Annotated in this window: 21 protein-coding genes; 8 read left to right on the top strand and 13 right to left on the bottom strand. The window is 73.7% G+C overall.

Annotated elements, in window-relative coordinates:
- Positions 1-53 precede the first annotated feature (53 nt).
- The 3 genes from ACFZB9_RS02260 to ACFZB9_RS02250 all read left to right on the top strand — a co-directional run bounded on the left by ACFZB9_RS02260 (position 54) and on the right by ACFZB9_RS02250 (position 3,250).
- Entirely contained in the window at positions 54-1,613 is a 1,560-nt protein-coding gene (locus ACFZB9_RS02260; protein WP_391442999.1) for a dolichyl-phosphate-mannose--protein mannosyltransferase, read from the top strand.
- A 73-nt stretch (positions 1,614-1,686) separates the two neighbouring features.
- The gene (locus ACFZB9_RS02255) at positions 1,687-2,460 is read left to right on the top strand and encodes an ABC transporter permease (RefSeq protein ID WP_391443319.1); all 774 of its coding nucleotides are present in this window, start codon (positions 1,687-1,689) and stop codon (positions 2,458-2,460) included.
- 205 nt (positions 2,461-2,665) lie between these two features.
- Complete coding sequence (locus ACFZB9_RS02250) at positions 2,666-3,250, top strand: TMEM165/GDT1 family protein (protein ID WP_391443318.1); 585 nt, start codon at positions 2,666-2,668, stop codon at positions 3,248-3,250.
- Here ACFZB9_RS02250 and ACFZB9_RS02245 read toward each other — a convergent pair.
- On the bottom strand, positions 3,247-4,260 hold the full coding sequence (locus ACFZB9_RS02245) for a peptidoglycan-binding protein (protein WP_391442998.1): 1,014 nt from the start codon (positions 4,258-4,260) through the stop codon (positions 3,247-3,249). The two genes, ACFZB9_RS02250 and ACFZB9_RS02245, sit on opposite strands and share 4 nt — an antisense overlap.
- A gap of 193 nt (positions 4,261-4,453) precedes the next feature.
- On the opposite strand from ACFZB9_RS02245, the gene ACFZB9_RS02240 reads away from it, so the two are divergent.
- Positions 4,454-6,517, top strand: a complete 2,064-nt coding sequence (locus ACFZB9_RS02240) for an MFS transporter (protein ID WP_391442997.1) — start codon at positions 4,454-4,456, stop codon at positions 6,515-6,517.
- A gap of 180 nt (positions 6,518-6,697) precedes the next feature.
- Here ACFZB9_RS02240 and ACFZB9_RS02235 read toward each other — a convergent pair whose 3' ends face one another.
- The 6 genes from ACFZB9_RS02235 to ACFZB9_RS02210 all read right to left on the bottom strand — a co-directional run bounded on the left by ACFZB9_RS02235 (position 6,698) and on the right by ACFZB9_RS02210 (position 9,700).
- Positions 6,698-6,850, bottom strand: a complete 153-nt coding sequence (locus ACFZB9_RS02235; protein WP_391442996.1) for a hypothetical protein — start codon at positions 6,848-6,850, stop codon at positions 6,698-6,700.
- 36 nt (positions 6,851-6,886) lie between these two features.
- Complete coding sequence (locus ACFZB9_RS02230; RefSeq protein ID WP_391442995.1) at positions 6,887-7,417, bottom strand: glycine-rich domain-containing protein; 531 nt, start codon at positions 7,415-7,417, stop codon at positions 6,887-6,889.
- A 118-nt stretch (positions 7,418-7,535) separates the two neighbouring features.
- A complete protein-coding gene (locus ACFZB9_RS02225; RefSeq protein WP_391442993.1) occupies positions 7,536-7,667 on the bottom strand; it encodes a hypothetical protein in 132 nt (43 codons plus the stop codon).
- A 19-nt stretch (positions 7,668-7,686) separates the two neighbouring features.
- Complete coding sequence (locus ACFZB9_RS02220) at positions 7,687-7,857, bottom strand: hypothetical protein (RefSeq protein WP_391442992.1); 171 nt, start codon at positions 7,855-7,857, stop codon at positions 7,687-7,689.
- A 188-nt stretch (positions 7,858-8,045) separates the two neighbouring features.
- Positions 8,046-9,260 (bottom strand): helix-turn-helix domain-containing protein, encoded by a 1,215-nt coding sequence (locus ACFZB9_RS02215; RefSeq protein WP_391442991.1) that lies wholly within the window; start codon positions 9,258-9,260, stop codon positions 8,046-8,048.
- 104 nt (positions 9,261-9,364) lie between these two features.
- Positions 9,365-9,700, bottom strand: coding sequence for a recombinase family protein (locus ACFZB9_RS02210; protein WP_391442989.1), 336 nt, complete (start codon positions 9,698-9,700; stop codon positions 9,365-9,367).
- A 51-nt stretch (positions 9,701-9,751) separates the two neighbouring features.
- Between ACFZB9_RS02210 and ACFZB9_RS02205 the strand changes: the two genes are divergently transcribed.
- Complete coding sequence (locus ACFZB9_RS02205; protein ID WP_391442987.1) at positions 9,752-10,078, top strand: antibiotic biosynthesis monooxygenase family protein; 327 nt, start codon at positions 9,752-9,754, stop codon at positions 10,076-10,078.
- A gap of 11 nt (positions 10,079-10,089) precedes the next feature.
- Here the strand turns inward: ACFZB9_RS02205 and ACFZB9_RS02200 are convergent, their stop codons facing one another.
- From ACFZB9_RS02200 to ACFZB9_RS02175, 6 genes are read right to left on the bottom strand one after another with little or no spacing between them, the layout of a single operon-like run.
- A complete protein-coding gene (locus ACFZB9_RS02200) occupies positions 10,090-11,313 on the bottom strand; it encodes a sensor histidine kinase (protein ID WP_391442985.1) in 1,224 nt (407 codons plus the stop codon).
- A 34-nt stretch (positions 11,314-11,347) separates the two neighbouring features.
- Positions 11,348-12,196 carry an ECF transporter S component gene (locus ACFZB9_RS02195; RefSeq protein WP_391442984.1) on the bottom strand — a complete coding sequence of 283 codons (849 nt, stop codon included), beginning with the start codon at positions 12,194-12,196 and terminating at the stop codon, positions 11,348-11,350.
- Complete coding sequence (locus ACFZB9_RS02190) at positions 12,193-13,842, bottom strand: ABC transporter ATP-binding protein (protein WP_391442982.1); 1,650 nt, start codon at positions 13,840-13,842, stop codon at positions 12,193-12,195. The genes ACFZB9_RS02195 and ACFZB9_RS02190 overlap by 4 nt, the downstream gene beginning before the upstream one ends.
- The gene (locus tag ACFZB9_RS02185) at positions 13,839-14,975 is read right to left on the bottom strand and encodes a CbiQ family ECF transporter T component (protein ID WP_391442981.1); all 1,137 of its coding nucleotides are present in this window, start codon (positions 14,973-14,975) and stop codon (positions 13,839-13,841) included. Before ACFZB9_RS02185 ends, ACFZB9_RS02190 begins: the two co-directional genes overlap by 4 nt.
- A 5-nt stretch (positions 14,976-14,980) precedes the next feature.
- Positions 14,981-15,664, bottom strand: a complete 684-nt coding sequence (locus ACFZB9_RS02180) for an SCO2322 family protein (RefSeq protein ID WP_391442979.1) — start codon at positions 15,662-15,664, stop codon at positions 14,981-14,983.
- Positions 15,661-16,929 carry a prenyltransferase/squalene oxidase repeat-containing protein gene (locus ACFZB9_RS02175; RefSeq protein ID WP_391442977.1) on the bottom strand — a complete coding sequence of 423 codons (1,269 nt, stop codon included), beginning with the start codon at positions 16,927-16,929 and terminating at the stop codon, positions 15,661-15,663. The genes ACFZB9_RS02180 and ACFZB9_RS02175 overlap by 4 nt, the downstream gene beginning before the upstream one ends.
- A gap of 291 nt (positions 16,930-17,220) precedes the next feature.
- On the opposite strand from ACFZB9_RS02175, the gene ACFZB9_RS02170 reads away from it, so the two are divergent.
- The 3 genes from ACFZB9_RS02170 (at position 17,221) to ACFZB9_RS02160 (ending at position 20,439) form a co-directional block, all read left to right on the top strand.
- Positions 17,221-18,552, top strand: coding sequence for a glycosyltransferase family 4 protein (locus ACFZB9_RS02170; RefSeq protein WP_391442975.1), 1,332 nt, complete (start codon positions 17,221-17,223; stop codon positions 18,550-18,552).
- Positions 18,553-18,628: 76 nt separating this feature from the next.
- On the top strand, positions 18,629-19,363 hold the full coding sequence (locus tag ACFZB9_RS02165; protein WP_391442973.1) for a class I SAM-dependent methyltransferase: 735 nt from the start codon (positions 18,629-18,631) through the stop codon (positions 19,361-19,363).
- Entirely contained in the window at positions 19,360-20,439 is a 1,080-nt protein-coding gene (locus tag ACFZB9_RS02160) for a prenyltransferase/squalene oxidase repeat-containing protein (protein ID WP_391442971.1), read from the top strand. The genes ACFZB9_RS02165 and ACFZB9_RS02160 overlap by 4 nt, the downstream gene beginning before the upstream one ends.
- Positions 20,440-20,501 lie beyond the last annotated feature (62 nt).

Below are 20,501 nucleotides of genomic sequence, written 5' to 3'. Positions count from 1 at the left end.
TGCCGTCGGCCAGGGCCGGCGGCACTGATCGGCGAGTCGGGCACGGTGGGGTCATGGCAGATACGGCAGTCACCGAGCGGCCGGCGGCGCAGGCGCCGCCGGCCCGCCCGTCCGTGCTGCTGGAGCTGCGTCGCCGCACGCCCTGGCTGAGCCGCTACGCCGGCTGGCTGGGACCGATCGCGGTGGCGCTCTTCGCCGGGGTGCTGCGGTTGTGGAACCTCGGCTCCCCGAACGCCTTCGTCTTCGACGAGACGTACTACCCCAAGGACGCCTGGTCGCTGCTCCAGCAGGGCTACGAGGGGGTCTGGCCGGCCAACGCCAACGACCAGATCCTCGCCCACCCCCCGGTGATCCCGCTCACCTCGGCCCCCGCCTTCATCGCCCACCCGCCGCTCGGCAAGTGGGTGATCGCGCTCGGTGAGGCCGCCTTCGGGCTGAACCCCTTCGGCTGGCGGGTGATGGTCGCGCTGCTCGGCACCCTGTCGGTGCTGATGCTGGCCAGGATCGGGCGCCGGCTCTTCGGCTCCACCCTGATCGGCTGCACGGCCGCGCTGCTGATGTCGGTGGACGGCCTGCAGTTCGTGATGAGCCGCACCGGGCTGCTCGACGGCCTGCTGATGTTCTTCGTCCTGGCGGCCTTCGGCTGCCTGCTGATCGACCGCGACCGGGTGCGCGCCAGGCTGGCCGAGCCCGGCGTGGACGGCGACCGGATCAACCTCGGCCTGCGGCCGTGGCGGCTGGCCGCCGGGCTGCTGCTGGGCGCGGCCTGCTCGGTGAAGTGGAACGGCGCGCAGATCCTGGCCGCCTTCGGCCTGCTCACCGTGCTCTGGGACCAGGCAGGCCGCCGGGCAGCCGGCGCCCGCTCCCCGCTGCGCAGCATGCTGCGCCGGGACGCGGCGCCCGCCTTCGGCTCGCTGGTGGTCGTCGGCGCGCTGACCTACCTGGCCTCCTGGTCCGGCTGGTTCGCCACCTCGGGCGGCTACGACCGGCACTGGGCGGACGGCCGCTCCGGCCTGCTGCCCGCGCCGCTGCGCAGCTGGTGGCACTACCAGTCCGAGATGTGGCGCTTCAACACCACGCTGACCACCCCGCACACCTACCAGTCCAACCCGTGGAGCTGGCTGGTCCAGGGCCGCCCGGTGAGCATGTACTGGCAGCCGGTGCCGACCGGCCAGCAGGGCTGCACCTCCTCCGGCGGCTGCACCACGCAGATCCTGGCGCTCGGCACCCCGCTGCTCTGGTGGACGGCCTGCTTCGCGCTCGCCTACCTGCTCTACCGCTGGTTCTTCCGGCGGGACTGGCGCTCGGGCGCGGTGCTCTGCGGGGTGGCCGCCACCTACCTGCCCTGGTTCGAGTTCCAGCAGCGCACCATCTTCTCCTTCTACATGGTGGTGCTGGTCCCGTTCCTCTGCCTGGCGGTGGCCCAGATGCTGGGCGCGATGGTCGGCCCCGCCGGGGTCACCCCGGCCCGTAGGGCGGTGGGCTCGGTGGCGGCCGGCGGGATCGTGCTGGCCGTCATGGGCTGTTTTCTCTACTTCCTGCCGCTCTACACTGCGCAGGTGATTCCGATGAGTGTGTGGCAGGACCACATGTGGTTCACCAGCTGGATCTGAGGTGGCGCTGACGCACGCGGCGTCCAGCGGCTCGGGGCAGCTGCTGCCGGTCACCCCGCTGCTCGGGGTGGCCATGGCCGTGCTGCTGGTGGCGGCGGTCGTGGTGGCAGGGCGCGGGATGCTCGGGCACGGCCACGCGGTGCTGCGGGCCGGGGTGCGGGCGGTGGTGCAGCTCGCGGCGGTCTCGCTGGTGATCACCTTCGTGGTGCACTCGCTCTGGTGGACGACGGTCTTCGTGCTGCTGATGTTCACCGTGGCGGTGCGCACCGCCGGGCGGCGGATGACCGACGAGCCGGGCTGGAGCTGGGCCTGGGCGGCGGCGCCGATCGGCGCCGGGGTGCTGCCGGTGCTGGTCCTGCTGCTGGCGAGCCGCCTGCTGCCGCTGCAGGGACTGTCGATCGTGCCGGTGGCCGGGATCCTGATCGGCGGCGCGCTGAGCGCCACCTCGCTGGCCGGGCGCCGGGCGCTGGACGAGCTGAACCAGCGGCACGGCGAGGTGGAGGCGGCCCTCGCGCTGGGTCTGCAGGACCGCGAGGCCCGGTTGGAGATCTGCCGCACGGCGGCCGCCACCTCGCTGGTGCCGGCCCTGGACCAGACCCGCACGGTGGGTCTGGTCACGCTGCCCGGCGCCTTCGTCGGCATGCTGCTGGGGGGCTCCTCGCCGGTGGCCGCGGGCGCGGTGCAGCTCTTCGTGCTGGTCGCGCTGCTCGCGGTGGAGGCGGTGGCGATCGTGGTGGTGCTGGAGCTGGTCGGCCGCGGGTTGGTGCGGCGCTCGGTGCGGGTGCGCGGGTCCGGCCGTCCCAAGCCCAGGACCCGGCGGGGGCTGCTACGGCGTCCGGTACAGTAAGAGGTGTTGAAGGGGAGTAGCCCTCCACCGGACCGTCGACATACTGGCCGGCTCTTCGCGGAGCGGCCCGGCGCCCGGGACACCTCATCAGGGTGTTGGCGAGACCTTCGGCCGCAGTGCTGTGATCATGACCAGTGCTGTCGGGCCGAGGTCTCTTTTTTATTGGGCCGCGCGGTCGGGCAGCCCGACCGTAGGGACCTCACTCCTGATGGAACTGACCGTATTCGCCGTGACCTTCGGCATCATCTTCCTGGCCGAACTGCCGGACAAGACCGCGCTGGCCGCGCTGATGCTCGGCACCCGCTACCGGGCGGCCTACGTCTTCGCGGGGGTCGCGGCGGCGATGGCGGTGCAGGTCGGCCTGGCACTGGCGGCCGGCAGTCTGCTGGCGCTGCTGCCGCACCGCTGGGTGGAGGGGGTCAGCGGGGCGCTCTTCCTGGCCGGTGCCGTGATGCTGCTGCTGCACAAGGACGAGGAGGAGGGGCACGAGGCGAAGGAGCCGTCCTCCACCGGGTTCTGGAAGGTGGCGGGGGCCAGCTTCCTGGTGGTGGCGGTGGCCGAGTTCGGCGACCTGACCCAGATCATGACCGCCAACCTGGCTGCGAAGTACGCCGACCCGCTCTCGGTGGGCCTGGGCGCCTGGCTGGCGCTGTGCGCGGTGGGCGGCCTGGCCATCGTGGGCGGCCAGAAGCTGCTCAAGCACGTGCCGATGAAGGTGATCATCCGGGTGGCGGCGGCAGCGATGCTGGTCCTGGCCGGGGTGAGCATCGTGGGCGCGGTGACGGGTTAGTTGCAGGTGTCGCCGGCGGCCAGCGCGTCGCTGGTCTGCTGGTCGTAGACGCCGTAGTCGTTACGGTCGCCGATGTTGTTCCAGTCCTGGAGGTTCTCCACCGCCTGCTGCGTCCGGCTGTCGTAGGTGCCCGGGGTGAAGCGGTTGCCGCACCCCGCCGCGCGCAGCTGCTGCTGGAGCGTGGTGACCGCGGGGCCCGAGGAGCCGTACTGCAGCGTCTGGAACGACGCACTCGGCGAGGGGCCGGTGCTGGTCGGCGCCGCGCTGGTCGGCGGTGCGCTGCTGGGCGCCGGCGCCTGGGTGTTCGGGGGCGCGCTGGACGGCGCCGGGGCCGCGGTGGTGGCCGGCGCGACGGGCGCGGGCGCGGGGGCCTGGGTGGTCGCGGGGGCGGCCGTCCTCGCCACGGGCCGCGGTGCGGCGGAAGTCGGCCGGGTCGACGTCGCGGGCGCGCTGCTGGTGGGGGCGGCGCTGGCGCCGGCCGTGGTCGGGGCGGACTGCGGGGTCTGGCTCGGTGAGGGCGCCGGGTCGGGCGCGCCGGTGGGCAGCACCGGCAGGGCCTCGTGATGGCTCTGCGGGCCGGGTGAGAGGGCGAAGGCCAGGCCCACCCCGAGCGCGACCACCCCGGCGCCGGCGGCGGCGATCACGCCGCCGCGTCTACTGCTGCTGCCGCGGCTTCTGGCCCGGCGGTTCGCCGCCCGCCCGCCACCCGCCGGGGCGGGATCACCGGTGAGCGGGAAGAGCCCGAGCTCCCGCGGTGGGGCGGTGTGCGGCGCACTCGGCGGGGCCGGGGGCAGCAGCGGGGCGGCATCCGGCACCGGCGGCAGGACGGCGGTGACGTGCGGCGGCGGGAGCTCGTCGGTCACCGCGACCGGCGGGACGTACGGGCGGACCAGCGGCGGGCCCTCCAACTGCGGCAGCACCGCGGTCTCGGTGACGTCGGGGTACTGGGTGGCGTCCGGATACCGGCCGTCAGCGTCCGGGCCGGGGCCGTAAGGGGCGAATCCCGGCATGGCCCGGTCCTCCTGGAGCGTCGACGGCGTGGATTGCGCCCGATTATGCAGGACCCGCCTCGCGCCCAACAGGGGCGCCCGGCTTACGAATGGCGCAATCGGTCCCGGTAAAACGGGGCAAATCTGACACGATGAAGGCGAGAAGTCGGACGGATCATCATATAAGTGGCAATTAGGACCCAGGAGGACCGCCATGGCGGCACCGGCCACCGAGCCCGAACCGCTGATCTCGCAGGACGCGCCCGTCCACAACCTCTGGGTCCCCATCAGCGCCCTGCTGCTGGCCCTGCTGCTCGCCGCCCTCGACCAGACCATCGTCTCCACCGCACTGCCCACCATCGTCAGCGACCTGGGCGGCCTGGAACACCTCTCCTGGGTGGTCACCGCCTATCTGCTGGCCTCCACCGCCGCCACCCCGCTCTGGGGCAAGCTCGGCGACATGTACGGCCGGAAGCGGTTCTTCCAGGCCTCCATCGTCATCTTCCTGATCGGCTCGGCGCTGTGCGGCGTGGCCCAGAACATGGGCGAGCTGATCGCCTTCCGCGCGCTGCAGGGCCTGGGCGGCGGCGGTCTGATCGTGCTGACCCAGGCGATCGTCGGCGACCTGGTGCCGCCGCGCGACCGGGGCAAGTACCAGGGCCTGTTCGGCGCGGTCTTCGGAGCCACCAGCGTGCTCGGCCCGCTGCTCGGCGGTTTCTTCGTCGACCAGCTCTCCTGGCGCTGGGTCTTCTACATCAACCTGCCGATCGGTGTGGTCGCGCTGGCGGTGATCGCGGCCGTGCTGCACAGCGTGGAGGCCAAGCGGCAGCACCGGATCGACTACCTCGGCATCGTGCTGATCGCCTCGGTCGCCACCTGCCTGGTGCTGATGACCTCGCTCGGCGGGGTGAGCTACCCGTGGGGCTCCTGGCAGATCATCGGCCTGGGCGTGCTCGGGGTGGTGCTGCTGGCCGCCTTCGTCCAGGTGGAGCGCGCCGCCCCCGAGGCCGTGCTGCCGCCCCGGCTCTTCGCCTCGCGCACCTTCAGCCTGGTCGCGGTGATCTCCTTCGTGGTCGGCTTCGCCATGTTCGGGGCGCTCACCTACCTGCCGACCTTCCTGCAGGTGGTGCAGGGCGTCTCGCCCACCATGTCGGGCGTGCACATGCTGCCGATGGTGCTCGGCATGCTGGTCACCTCGATCGGCTCGGGGCAGTACGTCGCCCGGACCGGGCACTACCGGATCTTCCCGATCGCCGGCACGGCGGTGGTGACGGTGGGTCTGATCCTGCTCTCGCGGCTCACCGAATCCAGCTCGACCACCGTGATGAGCCTGTACTTCCTGGTCTTCGGCCTGGGGCTCGGCCTGGTGCTCCAGGTGCTGGTGCTGATCGTGCAGAACTCCGTCGGCTACCAGGACCTGGGCGCGGCCACCGCCGCCGCGACCTTCTTCCGCTCGATCGGCGCCTCCTTCGGCGTCTCGATCTTCGGCACCATCTTCACCACCCAGCTGACCCACAAGCTCACCGACGCGCTGCGCGGGGTGCACCTGCCGGCCGGTTTCGCGCTGAGCTCGATCACCGCCGACCCGCACGTGATCAAGTCCCTGCCGGCGGCCGTCGCACACAGCGTGCTGCACGCCTACGCCAGCTCCATCGCCGAGGTCTTCCTCTACGCCGCGCCGGTGGCGTTCGTCGCCTTCCTCTTCTCGCTCTTCATCCGGGAGGAGCCGCTGCGCGCCTCGGTCACCGCGCCCGACCTCGGCGAGTCGATCGGGATGAACCCGGTGGAGCGCTCCTCGGTGGACGAGATCGCCCGCGCGCTGACCGTGCTGAACACCCGCGAGGCCGGCCGCGACCTGTACCAGCGGATCACCGAGCGGGCGGGCCTGGACCTGCGGCCGGCGTCCAGCTGGCTGCTGCTCCAGATGCACCATCAGGGCTCGGTGGAGCCGGCCGAGCTGGCGGAGCGGCGGATCCTGCCGCCCGGCGTGGTGGAGGCGGCCGCGCGCGAGGTCGAGGGCCGGGGCCTGGCTCTGCGCAACGGGCTGCCGCTGCGGCTGACCGAGGCGGGCGAGGAGGCCGCGCTCAAGCTGGTGGCCGCCCGCCGTACCCAGCTGGCCGAACTGCTCGGCGACTGGGACGAGAAGCAGTTCGCCGACCTGGCCGAGTTGCTCACCCGGCTGAGCAACTCACTCTGCGGCGACCAGCGCGACCGCCCGGACCGCGCCGACCGCACGACGGGCGAGCACGTCCCCCACAGCGAGGGGCGGTCGTTCTGAGCGGGCCGCGGGGGTGCGACGATGGGGACATGTCTGTCGTGAAGATCAATGAGTGTGTCAAGCCACTCACATAGTCGGTCTGATGCGGTGGCGTGAGACCACGCCCGTGTGCCACGGGAAATGGCACACGGACGGGGCCAAGCCCGCACCAGGAGCCTCTGCTACGGCTCAGGGCGGGGATCACACGTCGGACGGCCTCATGATGAATCCCCGGACCGCCCGTACCGGAACGGTGTCCGGGGCCAGACCGAGCACGGGCACGTCCGTGTCGTCATCCTGCTGCCGGAACGCGGCAACCAACTCCGCGTACTCGGGATTGATCCACTCATCCATGGCTACTCCCTCGGTTGGTGGCAGCAGGCTACGGTGTCAGGCCGCCTGCGAGGGCTTGTTGCAGGGCGGTTGCGGGGTCGGCATGGGCCGGATCGCGCATTCCTTCGAGTGCTGGCAGTTCGCCGCGACGGTGAAGGTGCGGTCATCGGGACCCACCCACAGTTCCCTGTCCGACTCGAATCCGGCCGCGCGGATCAGCTCCTGCGACCGGTCGAGAATCGTCGGGTCGTAGAACGTGGGGTCGTAGCCCGGGGTGTGGTGCACGAAGCCGCCGAACCGCTCGCACAACTCGGCGTACGTGGCGGTGTGCAGGATGAGGGCGTGCCAGCCCTCGTCCACCACCCGGGACGGGGCCATGGCCTGGTCCCGGAAGATGGCCGCAGCCACCGTGAACTTGATGCCCTCACAGGCGATCCGGGTGGCGACCTCCTTCGTCATTCCCGGGTTGTTGTCCGCGATGGTGGAGACCACGCCGTCGAAGTGGCGCGGCTCCAGGAGCGTTCGCGGGTCACTCGTGACCTGCGGGTCCGGCATGGGGCCGGGCGGGCGGTCGGTGGGAACGGTCATACTGGCTTCTCCTCACGCTGAGGCGAACCGGCCGACTGTTGACGGTCGGGACGTTCGGTGTTGCGGACCCGCTCCGGTCGCTGAGCTCTGCCAAGACAACGGCGATCGGGGCGGGGGTCTAATGGGGCCAGCGCTGGCTCTCCCGGTTGAGCTGCCGGACTGCCTCCCGCAGGCGCTCGGTAGTTCCCGACTCGGCGGGCTCCAGGCGGGCCGTCTCGCGCTCGTCCTGGTCCTGGTCGTGGGTGGGCACGGCCGGCTCAATGGGGGACCTACGCGGCATCCTGCGCCTCCCGCAGCGCCCGAGCCCGGCCCAGCATCAGCCCGATCTCCTCAGGGGTCATGTGGTCGCCGTCGGGGCACTGCGCGCTGCCACACCGGCAGAACGGCCAGTCGGGCGGAGTACCCCGCCTGGAGACCAGCCAGGTGGCGATCTGTGGCACGTAGTCGTCCAGGGGACGCCAACCCCTGGGCGGGAGCACCTGTTTCCGACGCTCAGCCTTGTACTCCTCGTACGTCTGAGTTGTCCGTCCGCTTCCCGTCACTGGCGTGACTCCTCTCCGTGTCGACACGAAGAGGTTCCCGTCACGGGGGTGCTACCGACAGGGATGGAACGTCCTACTTGTGCGCGCTAATCGGTGACGCCCAGAAGACGCGCCAGCTTCCGCAAACCTGGTGGCCTCGCCGAGCCCGCCCACAGATCGGAAACGATCGCCACAGCCAGCGTATGGTGACGCATCCATCCGGGTGCCTCGCGCTGGAGTCGTTCAAGGGTGGCCACAGCGCCTGTTGCGTCGCCCATGTCGGTGTATGCCCGCGCCACGTCCAGAAGGAGCCACGTACGCCATGATGGCGGCGTATCGGCGCTCAGCCGAAGGCCTCGGGCAAGGGTGAGGGCTTCCTCCGGCCGGCCGTGCTGGACGGCCAGCCGCACGCGCTCGATCCGAACGGATGACCGGCTGAACACACTCACCATCCGGCCGTCGGCAGCGACAGGCAGGCGGGCCAGCCGAGCCGTCGCCTTCTCGGCGGTCATCATCATGTCTGCGGCACCCGTGTAGTCCCCGCTGCGTGCTGTGCTGGTCGCCGCTGACATCACCAGGCCACCCCAGACCCGCAACCCCTCGGCGTCGGTCACGTGCTCTCGCTCCACCCCGTCCGCAGCGCGCACCGCCAAGGCTTCCGCGTCGTCCAACCGGTTCTGGCGCTGGTAGGCCCAGGCCACTGAGTTGCAGATCATCGCGGGCAACAGCGGGTCCTCGGACGAGTCTGCGGCAGCTATGGCACGCTCCAGGCTGGACAGCCCCAGGTCAGTCTTGCCCAGCCGGATGGCCAGGTGCCCGCCAAGTTGCAGCGCCTTGCCCAGGGCGTGCTGCCCGGCCAGTCGGTCACGACCCTTCCCGACGGCAGCCGTCAGTCGGGCATCCGCGATGATCCCGGGCAGTAGCGTCATGACCCTGCCGAAGTCGGCAGCGTGGTACAGCGTCCACGCATCGGCGATCTCAGCACGGAGCAACGGCAGCGACAGTGTGTCGGCCCCGTCAGCAACTGGTGGTGGAGCGAACAGCGGCGGCATGATCGCCCGGCGTACCGCCACCAGCTCCGGCGGCTCGGCGTCACCCGTGGACGGCACGGCCGGAGGGTCACCCAAAAGCGAAGTGACCTCTACGCCAAGCCCTTTGGCGAGTGCGTGCAGCGTCGGAAGTCGGGCGGAATGTTTCCGCTTCTGCTCCAACTTCCTTACCACGTCGGCAGATACACCAGACTTCTCCGCCAGGGCTTCCTGTGTCAGGCCAGCCAGGCGGCGCAGTCGTGCCAGTCGATCCCCAAGGTGCTCGCTCACCATGGTGCAGACAGTACGCCCGGTGTGGGTTGCCGGGGAGCGGTTCATGCGGCCTGAGCTGCCAAGCACTATGCAGGGCCTGTTGGTACCCCCGCTGCCCGTACCCCCTACCCCGAATTTCGCGGCGGCGTGCGCGCGCATGGGGCCAGGGTCCCGAACGTCCGTGCGCCCAGAGATGGACCCACCCCCCGGCGCCCCACTGACCAGCAAAAAAACGGCACCACACCTAGCGTGCGTGCGGCGAGCTGGGGCCGGGTCTCGTCGAAGCCGGGGCGGTTCACGTTGGGATCCCAGCCGGACTTGCCGATGTCCTCGAAGTGGCCGGAGTTCTCCCACCCCTTCGCGGTGATCAGCGCCTCGGTCTTGGTGCGCTGCGCTGCCGGTGAAGCCTGCGAGTCGTCTTCGCGCTTCTTGGACTGTCGTATGTAGGAGACTGCTCGCACGTGGTCAAGGTTAGGTGCCCAGGTCGGGCCCCTTTTGATGAGAGGTGTCATGTGCCCAGCGTGGTAAAGATCAATGTGCTGACCGTTCCCGCCGAGCAGCGGGAGGTGCTGGAGCAGCGGTTCGCCTCGCGGGCCGGGGCCGTCGAGGGGCAGGACGGCTTCGAGTGGTTCGAGCTGCTGCGGCCGATGGAGGGGACCGACCAGTACCTCGTCTACACCCGCTGGGCCACCGAGGAGGCGTTCCAGGCGTGGATGACCGGGCCGATGCAGGCCGCGCACCGGCCGGCCGGCAGTGAGGGGGCGCAGCGCCCGGCGGCCTCCGGCTCCACGCTGTGGTCCTTCGAGGTCGTGCAGTCGGCGGGCCCCAAGCAGGCCTGAGGGCGGGCCGGTCAGGCGGGCGGTGCTAGGGGGAGCGTGAAGAGCACCTCGTAGCCGCCCGCCGGCCGGGGCCCGGCGGTCAGCCGGCCGCCGTAGAGCTGGACCCGTTCGCGCATGCCGATCAGGCCGTGGCCGCCGGACACCGTGGCGACCGGTACCGCGCCCGGGCCGCCGGTGCCGCCGTCGTCGGCGGCCCGGGCGGTCAGTGTGTGGGTGTCGAAGTGCAGCTCGATCTCGGCGCGGGCGGTGGGGCCCGCGTGCTTGAGGGTGTTGGTGAGCGACTCCTGGAGCACCCGGAAGGCGGCCAGGTCCAGGCCCGGGGGCAGCTCGCGCCGCCGGCCGGTGACGGTCAGTTCGATCCCCAGGCCCGCGACGCGCAGCCGTTCCACCAGCTCGGGCAGCTGGGCCAGCCCGGGAGCGGGCAGGTAGGCACCGGGTTCGTCGCCGGGGGATCCGCCGTCGGGGGCGACGCGCAGCAGCGCGAGCAGGCCGCGCATCTCGTCCAGGGCCAGCCGGGCCGTCCCGGCGATGGTGTCCAGGGCGCCGCTGGCGGTGGGGGGATCGGCGGTGAAGACGTAGCGGGCCAGCCCGGCCTGCAGGGCGACCACCGAGAGGTGGTGCGCCAGCACGTCGTGCAGCTCGCGGGCGATCCGCACCCGCTCCTCGGTGACCGCGTGCTGCGCGCGGGCGGCCTGCTCCGCGTTCAGCTGGGCGGTCAGCCGGGCGAGTTGGGCGTTGCGCAGGCCCAGGTTGCGCATCCCCTCGGCGAAGTACCAGACGATGCCGACGCCCACCGCCGTCTGGCCGACGGCGAACAGCACCGAGACCCCGACCTCCAGCGCGTTCCAGCACCACAGCCCGGCGGTCAGCGCGACCGCCGCCTTGGTGGCCCGGCGCTCGGGGCGGCTGATCACCGTGTAGAAGGCGAACAGCGGGGCCCAGAGGTTCTCCGAGGACTCGTTCCCGGCGGCCGTGTAGACGGCCAGGGCCGCGCCGGAGACCAGCAGGGTCGTCCACGGCCGGCGGCGGCGCAGCGCCAGCGGGAGGTTGACCGCCAGGGTCAGCAGGATCGCCGAGGTGCCGAACAGCGGGTAGTGGTCCTGGACGTGCAGCTGGTGCCGGGTCTGCAGGGCGAACGCCAGGGTGAGGCCGCCCATGACGAACGCGAGGGCGGTGTCCACCGTCCCGGGGTGCCGGCGGAGCAGCTCCCACCCCCGTGCCATGCCGCTGTGCATTGCGGCAGCCTAGGGCGGCCGGGCCGGATCTTCGTCATCCCTGCGCGGTATCCCGGGCTGCCACCGGGGACGGAGCGGGCGCCTCGAAGCGCACCGGGGCGTCGAAGGCGGCCCGTCGGGTGGCGCGGCGCAGGGCGCGCAGCACCGGGGTGCCGACGGTCAGGCACAGGGTGGCGGTCAGTGCGGCGCGCGGCAGGTCCCAGCCCATCGAGGTGGTCAGGCAGTAGACCGCGAACTTGGGGAGGTTGGTGGTCAGCGGGGCGCCGGGGACGAAGGCGATCGAGCTGCCCAGGCCGCCGATGTAGGGCCAGCCCTGCAGGTTCATCACGGTGCCGTAGAGCACGGCCGCCACGGCGCCGTAGCCGGCCAGCAGCACCAGCTCGCCGCGCCCGCGCAGGGTGGCCGGGCCGGGGAGCAGTCCCGCGCCCAGGCAGACCCAGCCCATGCTGAGCATCTGGAACGGCAGCCAGGGGCCGACCCCGCCGGTGAGCAGGGCGGAGGCCAGCATGGTGACCGCACCCAGCACGAAGCCGCTGCCCGGGCCGAGTACCCGCCCGGCCAGCACCATCAGGAAGAACATCGGTTCCAGGCCCGCCGTGCCCGCGCCCAGCGGGCGCAGCGCGGCGCCGACGGCGGCGAGCACGCCGAGCAGCGCCACGGTCTTGGGGTCCAGCCCGTGCTCGGAGAGCTGGGCGACCAGGACGGCCAGCAGCAGCGGCAGCAGGAGCGCGAACAGCCAGGGCGCATCCGCGGCGTGGCCCACCAGGGTGGAGGACGGCGCAGCCAGCAGTGGCCAGCCGAAGGCGGCCAGGCCCACCAGCGAGGTGAGGGCGAGCACGGCGACCGAGCGCGGGCCGAGCGGGACGGGACGGGCGAGGTTCACCGGTCGGCCACCCGCTGCGGCTCGTCGGGGGTCTCCTGCAGTGCGGCGGCCACCTGGCGGACCGTCAGCCACGGCTCGGGGGCCAGCACCTTGGCGACCTGGGGCGCGTAGACGGGGGAGGCCAGCACCACCTCGGCTGCCGGGCCGTCGGCGACCAGTTCGCCGTCGGCCAGCACCAGGGTGCGGTGGGCGAGTTCGGCCGCCAGCTCGACGTCGTGGGTGGCCAGCAGGATGGCGTGGCCGTCGGCGGCGAGCGCGCCGAGGATCGTCACCAGGCGGGCCTTGGCCGCGTAGTCCAGGCCCCGGGTGGGCTCGTCGAGCAGCAGCAGGGCGGGGCGGGCGGTGAGCACCACGGCCAGCGCCAGGGTCAGCCGCTGGCCCTCGGAGAGGTCGCGCGGGTGGGTGTCGTCGGCCAGGCCCGGCAGCAGGCGCTCCAGCAGTGCGCGGCAGCTGCCGGGCGCGGTGTCGGCGTCCTGGTCGGCGGCGGCGCACTCGGCGGCCACGGTGGCGGTGTAGAGCAGGTCGCGCGGGTCCTGCGGGACCAGGCCGACCTGGCGGACCAGCTCCTTGGGGCGCGTCCGGTGCGGGGTGAGCGGGCCGATCCGGACCGTGCCGCCGGTGGGGGCGTGCAGGCCGGCGAGTGCGCCGAGCAGGGTGGACTTGCCCGCGCCGTTGCGGCCCATGAGGGCGGTGATCTCGGCGCGGCGCAGGGTCAGCGAGACCTCGCGCAGGGCGGGCACCGGGCCGCGCCGCACGGTCAGCCGGGCGGTCTCGGCGACCGCGGTGGCCGCCGGCCGCTCGGCCGTGCGCTCGGCCACCGGCGGCCGCACCTCGGCCAGGCGGGCGCGCAGCGGGGCGGCCCGGCGGCGGGCGTCGCGCACCGAGAGCGGCAGCGGGGACCAGCCGGCCAGCCGGCCCAGGCCCACCACCGGCGGGTAGACGGGGGAGTGGGTGAGGATCTCGGCCGGTTCGCCGAGCACCGCGGGGCGATCGCCGCCCGGCAGCAGCAGCACCTGGTCCGCGTACTGGACCACCCGCTCCAGGCGGTGCTCGGCCATCAGCACCGTGGTCCCGAGGTCGTGCACCAGCCGCTGCACCACCGCCAGCACCTCCTCGGCCGCCCCGGGGTCGAGCGCGGAGGTCGGCTCGTCCAGCACCAGCACCCGGGGATGCACCGTCAGCACCGAGCCGATCGCCACCCGCTGGCGCTGGCCGCCGGAGAGGGTGGCGAGCGGGCGGCCGCGCAGCTCGGCCAGGCCCAGCAGGTCGAGCGTCTCCTCCACCCGGCGCCGCATCACGGCCGGGGCCAGGCCCAGCGACTCCATGCCGTAGGCGAGTTCGTCCTCGACCGTGTCGGTGACGAAGTGCGCGCCCGGGTCCTGGCCCACGGTGCCGACCAGGTCGGCCAGTTCGCGCGGCCGGTGGTCGCGGGTGTCGCGGCCCGCCACGGTCACCCGGCCGTGCAGCACGCCGCCGGTGAAGTGCGGGACCAGCCCGTTGACGGTGCCGAGCAGGGTGGACTTGCCGGCCCCCGAGGGACCGACCAGCAGGCAGAGTTCACCCTCGGGCACGGTCAGGTCGAGGCCGGCCAGGGCGGGCGCGGCGGCGTCCGGGTAGTGCACCGAGACCTGTTCGAAGGTGATCACGGGCGGTCGGCCTTCCGGGAGTCGGTGCTGGCGGGGCGTGCGGGTGTCAGCGGGGGCGGGGCGGGCGCGGCGACAGCGGGCAGCAGGCCGAGCAGTACGGCCAGCGCTGCCGCCAGCGGGAGTTCGGGCACGGTGGGTGGCACCACCGTGGGGGCGAAGGGCGCCGGGGTGCGGGTGGCCAGCCAGATCATGATCGCCGCCACCGCCACCCCGGAGCCGGCGACCAGCCACTCCGGCAGCCCCCACCGGTCGGGGCGGTAGCGGGTCCGTACGGTGCGCCGCCCGCCCAGCGCCAGACCGGCCGCGCTCGCGGCCACCGCGGCCAGCAGCACCGGCAGCGCCCAGCCGGCGTCGCCGCCGGCGAGCAGCCCGTAGGCCGCCGCGCACAGGCCGAGCAGGCCGAGCAGGGTGAGCGCGGCGGTGGCCCGGGCCAGTGCGCGCGGCACCGGCGCGGTGCGGCCGAAGCCGCGGCTGTCCATCGCGGCGGCCAGCGCCACCGAGCGCTCCAGCGCGCTCTCCAGCACCGGCAGTCCGACGCTGAGCACGGAGCGCAGACCGCGGTCCGGACGGCCGCGCAGCCGCCGGGCGGCCCGCAGCCGCTGGACGTCGGCCACCAGGTTCGGCGCGAAGGACATCGCCACCACCACGGCCACGCCCACCTCGTAGAGCGCGCCGGGCAGCAGTCGCAGCAGCCGGGCGGGGGAGGCGAGCGCGTTCGCCGCGCCCACGCAGATCAGCAGGGTGGCCAGCCGCAGCCCGTCGTAGAGCGTGGCGAGCAGGCCCTCCAGGGTCACCTGGCCGCCGATCCGCACGCCCTGCGCCCAGCCGGGCAGCGGGAGCTGCGGGAGCGTCAGCAGCACGTGGGTGCCGGGGACCGGCGAGCCGAGCAGGACGGTGAAGCCCAGCCGCAGCACCAGGACCGCCAGCCCCAGCCGCAGGAAGGTGCCGTAGGAGCGGGCCCACGGCGCCTCGGTGCGGCGCACCGCGACCACGTAGCCGGCGACGGCGACGATCAGGAGCAGCAGCAGCGGGTTGGTGGTCCGGGAGGCGGCGGTGGCCAGGCCCAGCGCCCACAGCCACCAGGCGGCGGGGTGCAGCGGGCGCGGGGCGCGGCGCAGTGCGGTGACGGCCATCGGGGTCAGCTCCGGCGCCGGCGCCGGACCTGCCAGACGGCGCCCGCACCGAGCAGCACGATCAGCGCGCCGCCGGCGGCCAGGCCGAGGTTCGGGCCGCTGCTCCTGGCGGCACCGGTGGCCCCACTGCTCGTGGTGCCGGTGCCGGAGACCGCCTCGCCGCAGCCGGCGCCGGGGTAGCCGGCGATGGCGCAGAGCATGCCGTTGGTGTCGTAGCGCAGCGGTGGCGCGAGTGCGGCCAGCACCTCGGCCGAGCTGGCCTGCGGCCGCACCTGGGCGCAGCCGGTACGGGCCGCCGGTGGCACGGAGCCTGACGGTGCGTCAGTGCGGGTGCCGAAGTCCAGCACCACACCGACCCGCTTGAGGCCCGGCTGGGCCGGGGTGCCGGCGCAGAGCGCGGCGAAGGCCGCGGCGGACCCGCCGGTGGGGCGGGCGGCGTCCTGGCCGCCGTCGGGGCTCAGCGCGAAGCGCCAGCCGTCGACCGAGCCGTCGGCGGGGACGTAGGTGGCCGGGCCCTGCTGCTGGTAGGTCCAGCTGCCGTCGCCGCCGCGCCAGAACGACCAGTACCGGTAGCCGGCCGCCTCGGCCGGGCCGGCCAGCGCGGTGAGCGTGCCGAGTGCGGCCACCAGCGTCAGCAGCACCAGCAGGGCGGCGCGGTGGCCCGCGCCGCTTCGCCGGGCCGGGGTCACTGGCCGCGCTTGCGGCTCAGGCTGATCGCCAGGCCACCGCCGACACCGATCAGCACGCCCACGCCCAGCAGCCAGGGCGAGAAGCCGCTCTTCTTCTTGCTCTCCTTGGCGGCGCTCTGCACCGCGGGCCCGGTGTCGGTGAGCTGCTTGACCAGGTCGGTGCCGCCGAAGTCGTGCGGGTCGCGGCCGGCGGCCTGGGCGGCCAGGATCAGCGCCGCGGTGGCGCCGGCGTCCGGGCCCGCCTGGCCCTTGGTCCAGCTGCCCCCGTTGGCGGCCAGCCAGTCCACGGCCCCGGCGGCCTGCTGCGGGTGGCCGGACCGGACCAGGCTCAGCACCGCCCAGCTGGTGCCGCTGTAGTCGGGGCTCGGCGCGGCGGCACCCGGCGTGCTGAGCGTCAGGTGCTGCCCGCCCGCGGTCAGCGTCGTGGCGAGGTAGCTCGCGGCGCTCTCGGCCGAGGCGGCGCCGCCCGTGGCGTCGGTGCCGCTCGCGCAGTCCGGCGCCTTGGGGGCCGGGCCGGTCGGGCTGCCGGCGGCCACCGGCAGCCAGCCGCCGGCGATCGCCAGCGCGGCCTGCGCGGTGGCCAGCGCGTTGGCGCTCGCCGGCTGCCCGGCGGCGGGGGCCTGGAAGGCGAGGGCGCCGCGCTGCTCGGCGGGCGCGGCGCAGCCCAGCTGCAGGGCGCCGAGCGCGGTCAGGCCGGTCTTTCCGTCCTTGGCCACCTGGGTCGGGTCGGCGCCGGCGGCACGCAGCGCGCTGACGGCGAGGCCGGTGGAGTCGGCGTCACCCGGGTTGCCGGGGTTGTAGGACCAGCTGCCGTCGCTGTTCTGGTTCGTCTTCAGCCACTGCACGCCCTTGTCCACCGTCGCCTGGTGGCCGCCGAGCGCGGCCAGCGCCTGCATGGCCAGCGCGGTGGCGTTGCTGTCCTCGGTGGCGGCCACGCACGCGGCCTTGGTGTCCGCGCGGAACGAGGGCCAGCCGCCGTCCGCGCACTGCTGGCCGGTCAGCCAGTCCACGGCCTCGGCGCCGGGCGTCACCTTCGCGCTGTTCAGCGCGGTCAGCGCCATCGCCTGGCGCCACACGCCGTCGTAGGTCGGGTCGCTCTTGCCGTACAGCGCGGCCGGCGGGGTCACCGGCGAGGGCGAGGCGGCCGCGGCCGGGGCGGCGGGGCTGGGCGAGGAACTGGCGTCGGCCAGCGCGGGCCCGGCGGTCAGGCCCGCCAGCAGGGTGGCGGTCAGGACGGCGGCGCCGGTACGGGCGGGCGTGAACATGGTGCGGCGGGGGCCTTTCGCTGGACGGCGGGTGGTCCGCGGTCCCCGCCGACGGCTCGGGTCAGCGCCGGTTGCGGCCACCGACCACTTTAACCGGACCCCCCGTGGGCACTTCCGGCCGTCGCCGGACCGTCCGTGTGCCAAGGAACCCCCAAGGCGGGGCCAAGGAACCGCCGGGGAGCCTTGGGAAAAGGGAGCGTGGCGTGAATCACCTTCCCCGCCCGGGATGCCGAAGCTACGGGCCGGTATCTTCGAGGTCTCGCACTGTTCACATGTTCAAGGGGCCGATCCATGACGGGGCAGCCACCCTCCACGGCCGACCAGCGGCCGCTGCGGATCGCGCTGCTCTCCTACCGCGGTGACCCGTTCTGCGGCGGCCAGGGCGTCTACGTCCGCCACCTGTCCCGGGAGCTCGCCCGGCTCGGCCACCACGTCGACGTGATCGGCGCCCAGCCCTTCCCGGTGCTCGACGAGGTCGAGGGGCCCGGCTCGGTGCGCCTGGTCGAGCTGCCCAGCCTGGACCTCTACCGCGCCGACGACCCGTTCCGCACCCCCGCGGCCGCCGAACTGCGCGGCCCGGTGGACCTGCTGGAGGTCGCCACCATGTGGACCGGCGGCTTCCCCGAGCCGCTCACCTTCTCGCTGCGGGCCCGCCGGTACCTGGCCGCTCACCGCGGCCGCTACGACGTGGTGCACGACAACCAGACCCTCGGCTACGGCCTGCTGGGCCTGGCCCGGCACGGCTTCCCGCTGGTCACCACGATCCACCACCCGGTCACCGAGGACCGCCGCCTGGAGCTGACCGCGGCCGCCACCCGGCTGCGCCGGCTCTCGCTGCGCCGCTGGTACGCCTTCACCCGGATGCAGCGCCGGGTCGCCGCCCGCCTCGACCACATCATCACCGTCTCCGGCAGCTCCAAGGCCGGGATCGTCGAGCAGCTGGGCGCCGCCCCGCGCGCCGTCTCGGTGGTGCCGATCGGCGCGGACACCGGGCTCTGGTCGCCCTGCGAGGAGGTCGCGGTGGTGCCGGGGCGGATCGTGACCACCTCCAGTGCGGACGTGCCGCTCAAGGGCCTGGTGTACCTGGTCGAGGCGCTCGCCAAGGTCCGCACCGAGCGGGAGGCCCACCTGGTGGTGGTCTGCAAGAAGCAGGGCGAGGGCCCGGTGGCCGACGCGGTGCGCCGGTTCGGCCTGGAGGAGCACATCGAGTTCCGCACCGGCCTGAGCGACGAGGAGATGGTCGACCTCTACCGCTCGGCCGAGGTGGCCTGCGTCCCCTCGCTCTACGAGGGCTTCTCGCTGCCGGCGGCCGAGGCGATGGCCACCGGCACGCCGCTGGTGGCCACCACCGGTGGGGCGATCCCCGAGGTGGCCGGCCCCGACGGGGAGAGCTGCCTGGCTGTGCCGCCGGGCGACGCGGGCGCGCTGGCGGGCGCGCTGGGCCGGCTGCTGGACGATCCCGGGCTGCGCGCCCGGCTCGGCGCGGCGGGCCGCGAGCGGGTGCTGGCCCGCTTCACCTGGGAGCGCGCCGCCGAACTCACCGCCGAGCGCTACCGTGCGGCCATCGCCACCGGCGTCGGGCAGCGGGCCCGCTCGGGCGCGGGCTGGCGCTACGTCGTCTGACGGTCCGTGGCCCGCGGGTGCGAGGCCTGAAAGTGCGTTACCCGACCCTCCGTGTACCGAATGGGAGCTCCACACCGTGCTGACCGTCGATTTCTCGCGCTTCCCACTCGCCCCCGGTGATCGGGTGCTCGACCTGGGCTGCGGCGGCGGCCGGCACGCGTTCGAGTGCTACCGCCGCGGCGCCAACGTGGTCGCGCTGGACCAGAACGCCGAGGAGATCGCCGAGGTCAAGCGCTGGTTCGACGCGATGGATGCGGCCGGGGAGGCGCCCGCGGGGGCGAGCGCGGTGGCCATGGAGGGCAACGCGCTGGCGCTGCCGTTCGAGGACGAGTCCTTCGACAAGATCATCATTTCCGAGGTGATGGAGCACATCCCCGACGACAAGGGCGTGCTCAACGAGATGTTCCGGGTGCTCAAGCCCGGCGGGCTGCTCGCGGTGACCGTGCCGCGCTGGCTGCCGGAGAAGATCTGCTGGGCGCTCTCCGACGAGTACCACGAGGTCGAGGGCGGCCACATCCGGATCTACCGCGGCGACGAGCTGCTCGACCGGATCCGTGAGGCCGGTCTCACCCCGTACGGCACCCACCACGCCCACGCGCTGCACGCGCCCTACTGGTGGATCAAGTGCGCGGTCGGCGTCAACAACGACAAGGCGCTGCCGGTCAAGGCCTACCACCAGCTGCTGGTCTGGGACATCGTCGGCACCCCGGTGATCAGCAAGCTCACCAAGGCCGCCGAGGCCGCGCTCAACCCGGTGATCGGCAAGAGCTTCGTCGCCTACGCCAGCAAGCCCAACCGGGCCGGCGCGTGACGGCCCACGAGGGGGTGGCCACCCCCGGGCCGCTGCTGCTGCCCGGTGTGCTGGACGGGCCGCAGGCGGCCGCCACGGTGCGCAGCATCCTGGCCGAGCAGCGGCCCGACGGCGCCATCCCCTGGTTCACCGGCGGGCACCTCGACCCCTGGGACCACACCGAGGCCGCGATGGCGCTGGACGCGGCCGGCGAGCACGCCGCCGCCGAACGCGCCTACCGCTGGCTGGCGCGCTGCCAGAACCCGGACGGCTCCTGGTACGCGGGCTACTTCGAGCACGGCGCGGACGGCGTCAGCAACCGCGCCGTGGAGACCAACTTCTGCGCCTACGTGGCGGTCGGGGTCTGGCACCACCACCTGACCTGCGGCGACGACGCCTTCCTGGACCGGATGTGGCCGGTGGTCCGCCGCGCCCTGGACTTCACCGTCGGCGCCCAGCTGCCCGGCGGCCCGATCGCCTGGCGGCTGGCCGAGGACGGCACCCCCGCCGACGAGGCGCTGCTCACCGGCTCGGCCAGCATCCTGCACGCGCTGCGCTGCGGGCTCGCCATCGCCGACTACCGCCAGGAGCCGCAGCCGGACTGGGAGTTGGCCACCGGCCGGCTCCAGCACGCGGTGGCCGCGCACCCCGAGCGGTTCCTGGACAAGGACCGCTACTCGATGGACTGGTACTACCCGGTCCTGGGCAGTGCGCTGCGCGGGCCCGCCGCGCTGCGCCGCATCGAGGCCGACTGGGACCGCTTCGTGGTGCCCGGGCTCGGGGTGCGCTGTGTCAGCGACCGGCCCTGGGTGACCGGCGGCGAGAGCGCCGAACTCGCGCTCGCGCTCTGGGCGGTGGGCGATGCCGAGCGGGCGGTCGAGATCCTGCGCTGGATCCAGCACCTGCGCCACGAGGACGGCTCCTACTGGACCGGCTACGTCTTCGAGGACGACGCCATCTGGCCCGAGGAGCGCACCACCTGGACGGCCGGCGCCCTGCTGCTCGCCGTCGCGGCGCTGCGCGGTGACCCGGCGACGGTGGCCGTCTTCGGAGCCGACCGGCTGCCGAACGGGCTGGCGGTCCAGGGCTGCTGCTGAGCCGCGCGGTGTGCGTGCAACGCGAAGGGCCGACGGGAGGCCTCCCGTCGGCCCTTCGCGTT

It is taken from the genome of Kitasatospora sp. NPDC008050 (assembly GCF_042957465.1).
Classification (GTDB): Bacteria; Actinomycetota; Actinomycetes; order Streptomycetales; family Streptomycetaceae; genus Kitasatospora.
The sequence above is the reverse complement of the archived record's forward strand: the minus strand, read 5'-3'. Positions and strand labels throughout refer to the sequence as shown.

What these genes read in the sequence shown, in the direction of transcription:
- ACFZB9_RS02260 (WP_391442999.1), top strand. Translation starts at nt 54, where the DNA reads ATGGCAGATACGGCAGTCACCGAGCGGCCGGCGGCGCAGGCGCCGCCG.
- ACFZB9_RS02255 (WP_391443319.1), top strand. Translation starts at nt 1,687, where the DNA reads ATGGCCGTGCTGCTGGTGGCGGCGGTCGTGGTGGCAGGGCGCGGGATG.
- ACFZB9_RS02245 (WP_391442998.1), bottom strand. Translation starts at nt 4,260, where the DNA reads ATGCCGGGATTCGCCCCTTACGGCCCCGGCCCGGACGCTGACGGCCGG.
- ACFZB9_RS02240 (WP_391442997.1), top strand. Translation starts at nt 4,454, where the DNA reads ATGGCGGCACCGGCCACCGAGCCCGAACCGCTGATCTCGCAGGACGCG.
- ACFZB9_RS02235 (WP_391442996.1), bottom strand. Translation starts at nt 6,850, where the DNA reads ATGGATGAGTGGATCAATCCCGAGTACGCGGAGTTGGTTGCCGCGTTC.
- ACFZB9_RS02230 (WP_391442995.1), bottom strand. Translation starts at nt 7,417, where the DNA reads ATGACCGTTCCCACCGACCGCCCGCCCGGCCCCATGCCGGACCCGCAG.
- ACFZB9_RS02215 (WP_391442991.1), bottom strand. Translation starts at nt 9,260, where the DNA reads ATGGTGAGCGAGCACCTTGGGGATCGACTGGCACGACTGCGCCGCCTG.
- ACFZB9_RS02200 (WP_391442985.1), bottom strand. Translation starts at nt 11,313, where the DNA reads ATGCACAGCGGCATGGCACGGGGGTGGGAGCTGCTCCGCCGGCACCCC.
- ACFZB9_RS02185 (WP_391442981.1), bottom strand. Translation starts at nt 14,975, where the DNA reads ATGGCCGTCACCGCACTGCGCCGCGCCCCGCGCCCGCTGCACCCCGCC.
- ACFZB9_RS02175 (WP_391442977.1), bottom strand. Translation starts at nt 16,929, where the DNA reads ATGTTCACGCCCGCCCGTACCGGCGCCGCCGTCCTGACCGCCACCCTG.
- ACFZB9_RS02170 (WP_391442975.1), top strand. Translation starts at nt 17,221, where the DNA reads ATGACGGGGCAGCCACCCTCCACGGCCGACCAGCGGCCGCTGCGGATC.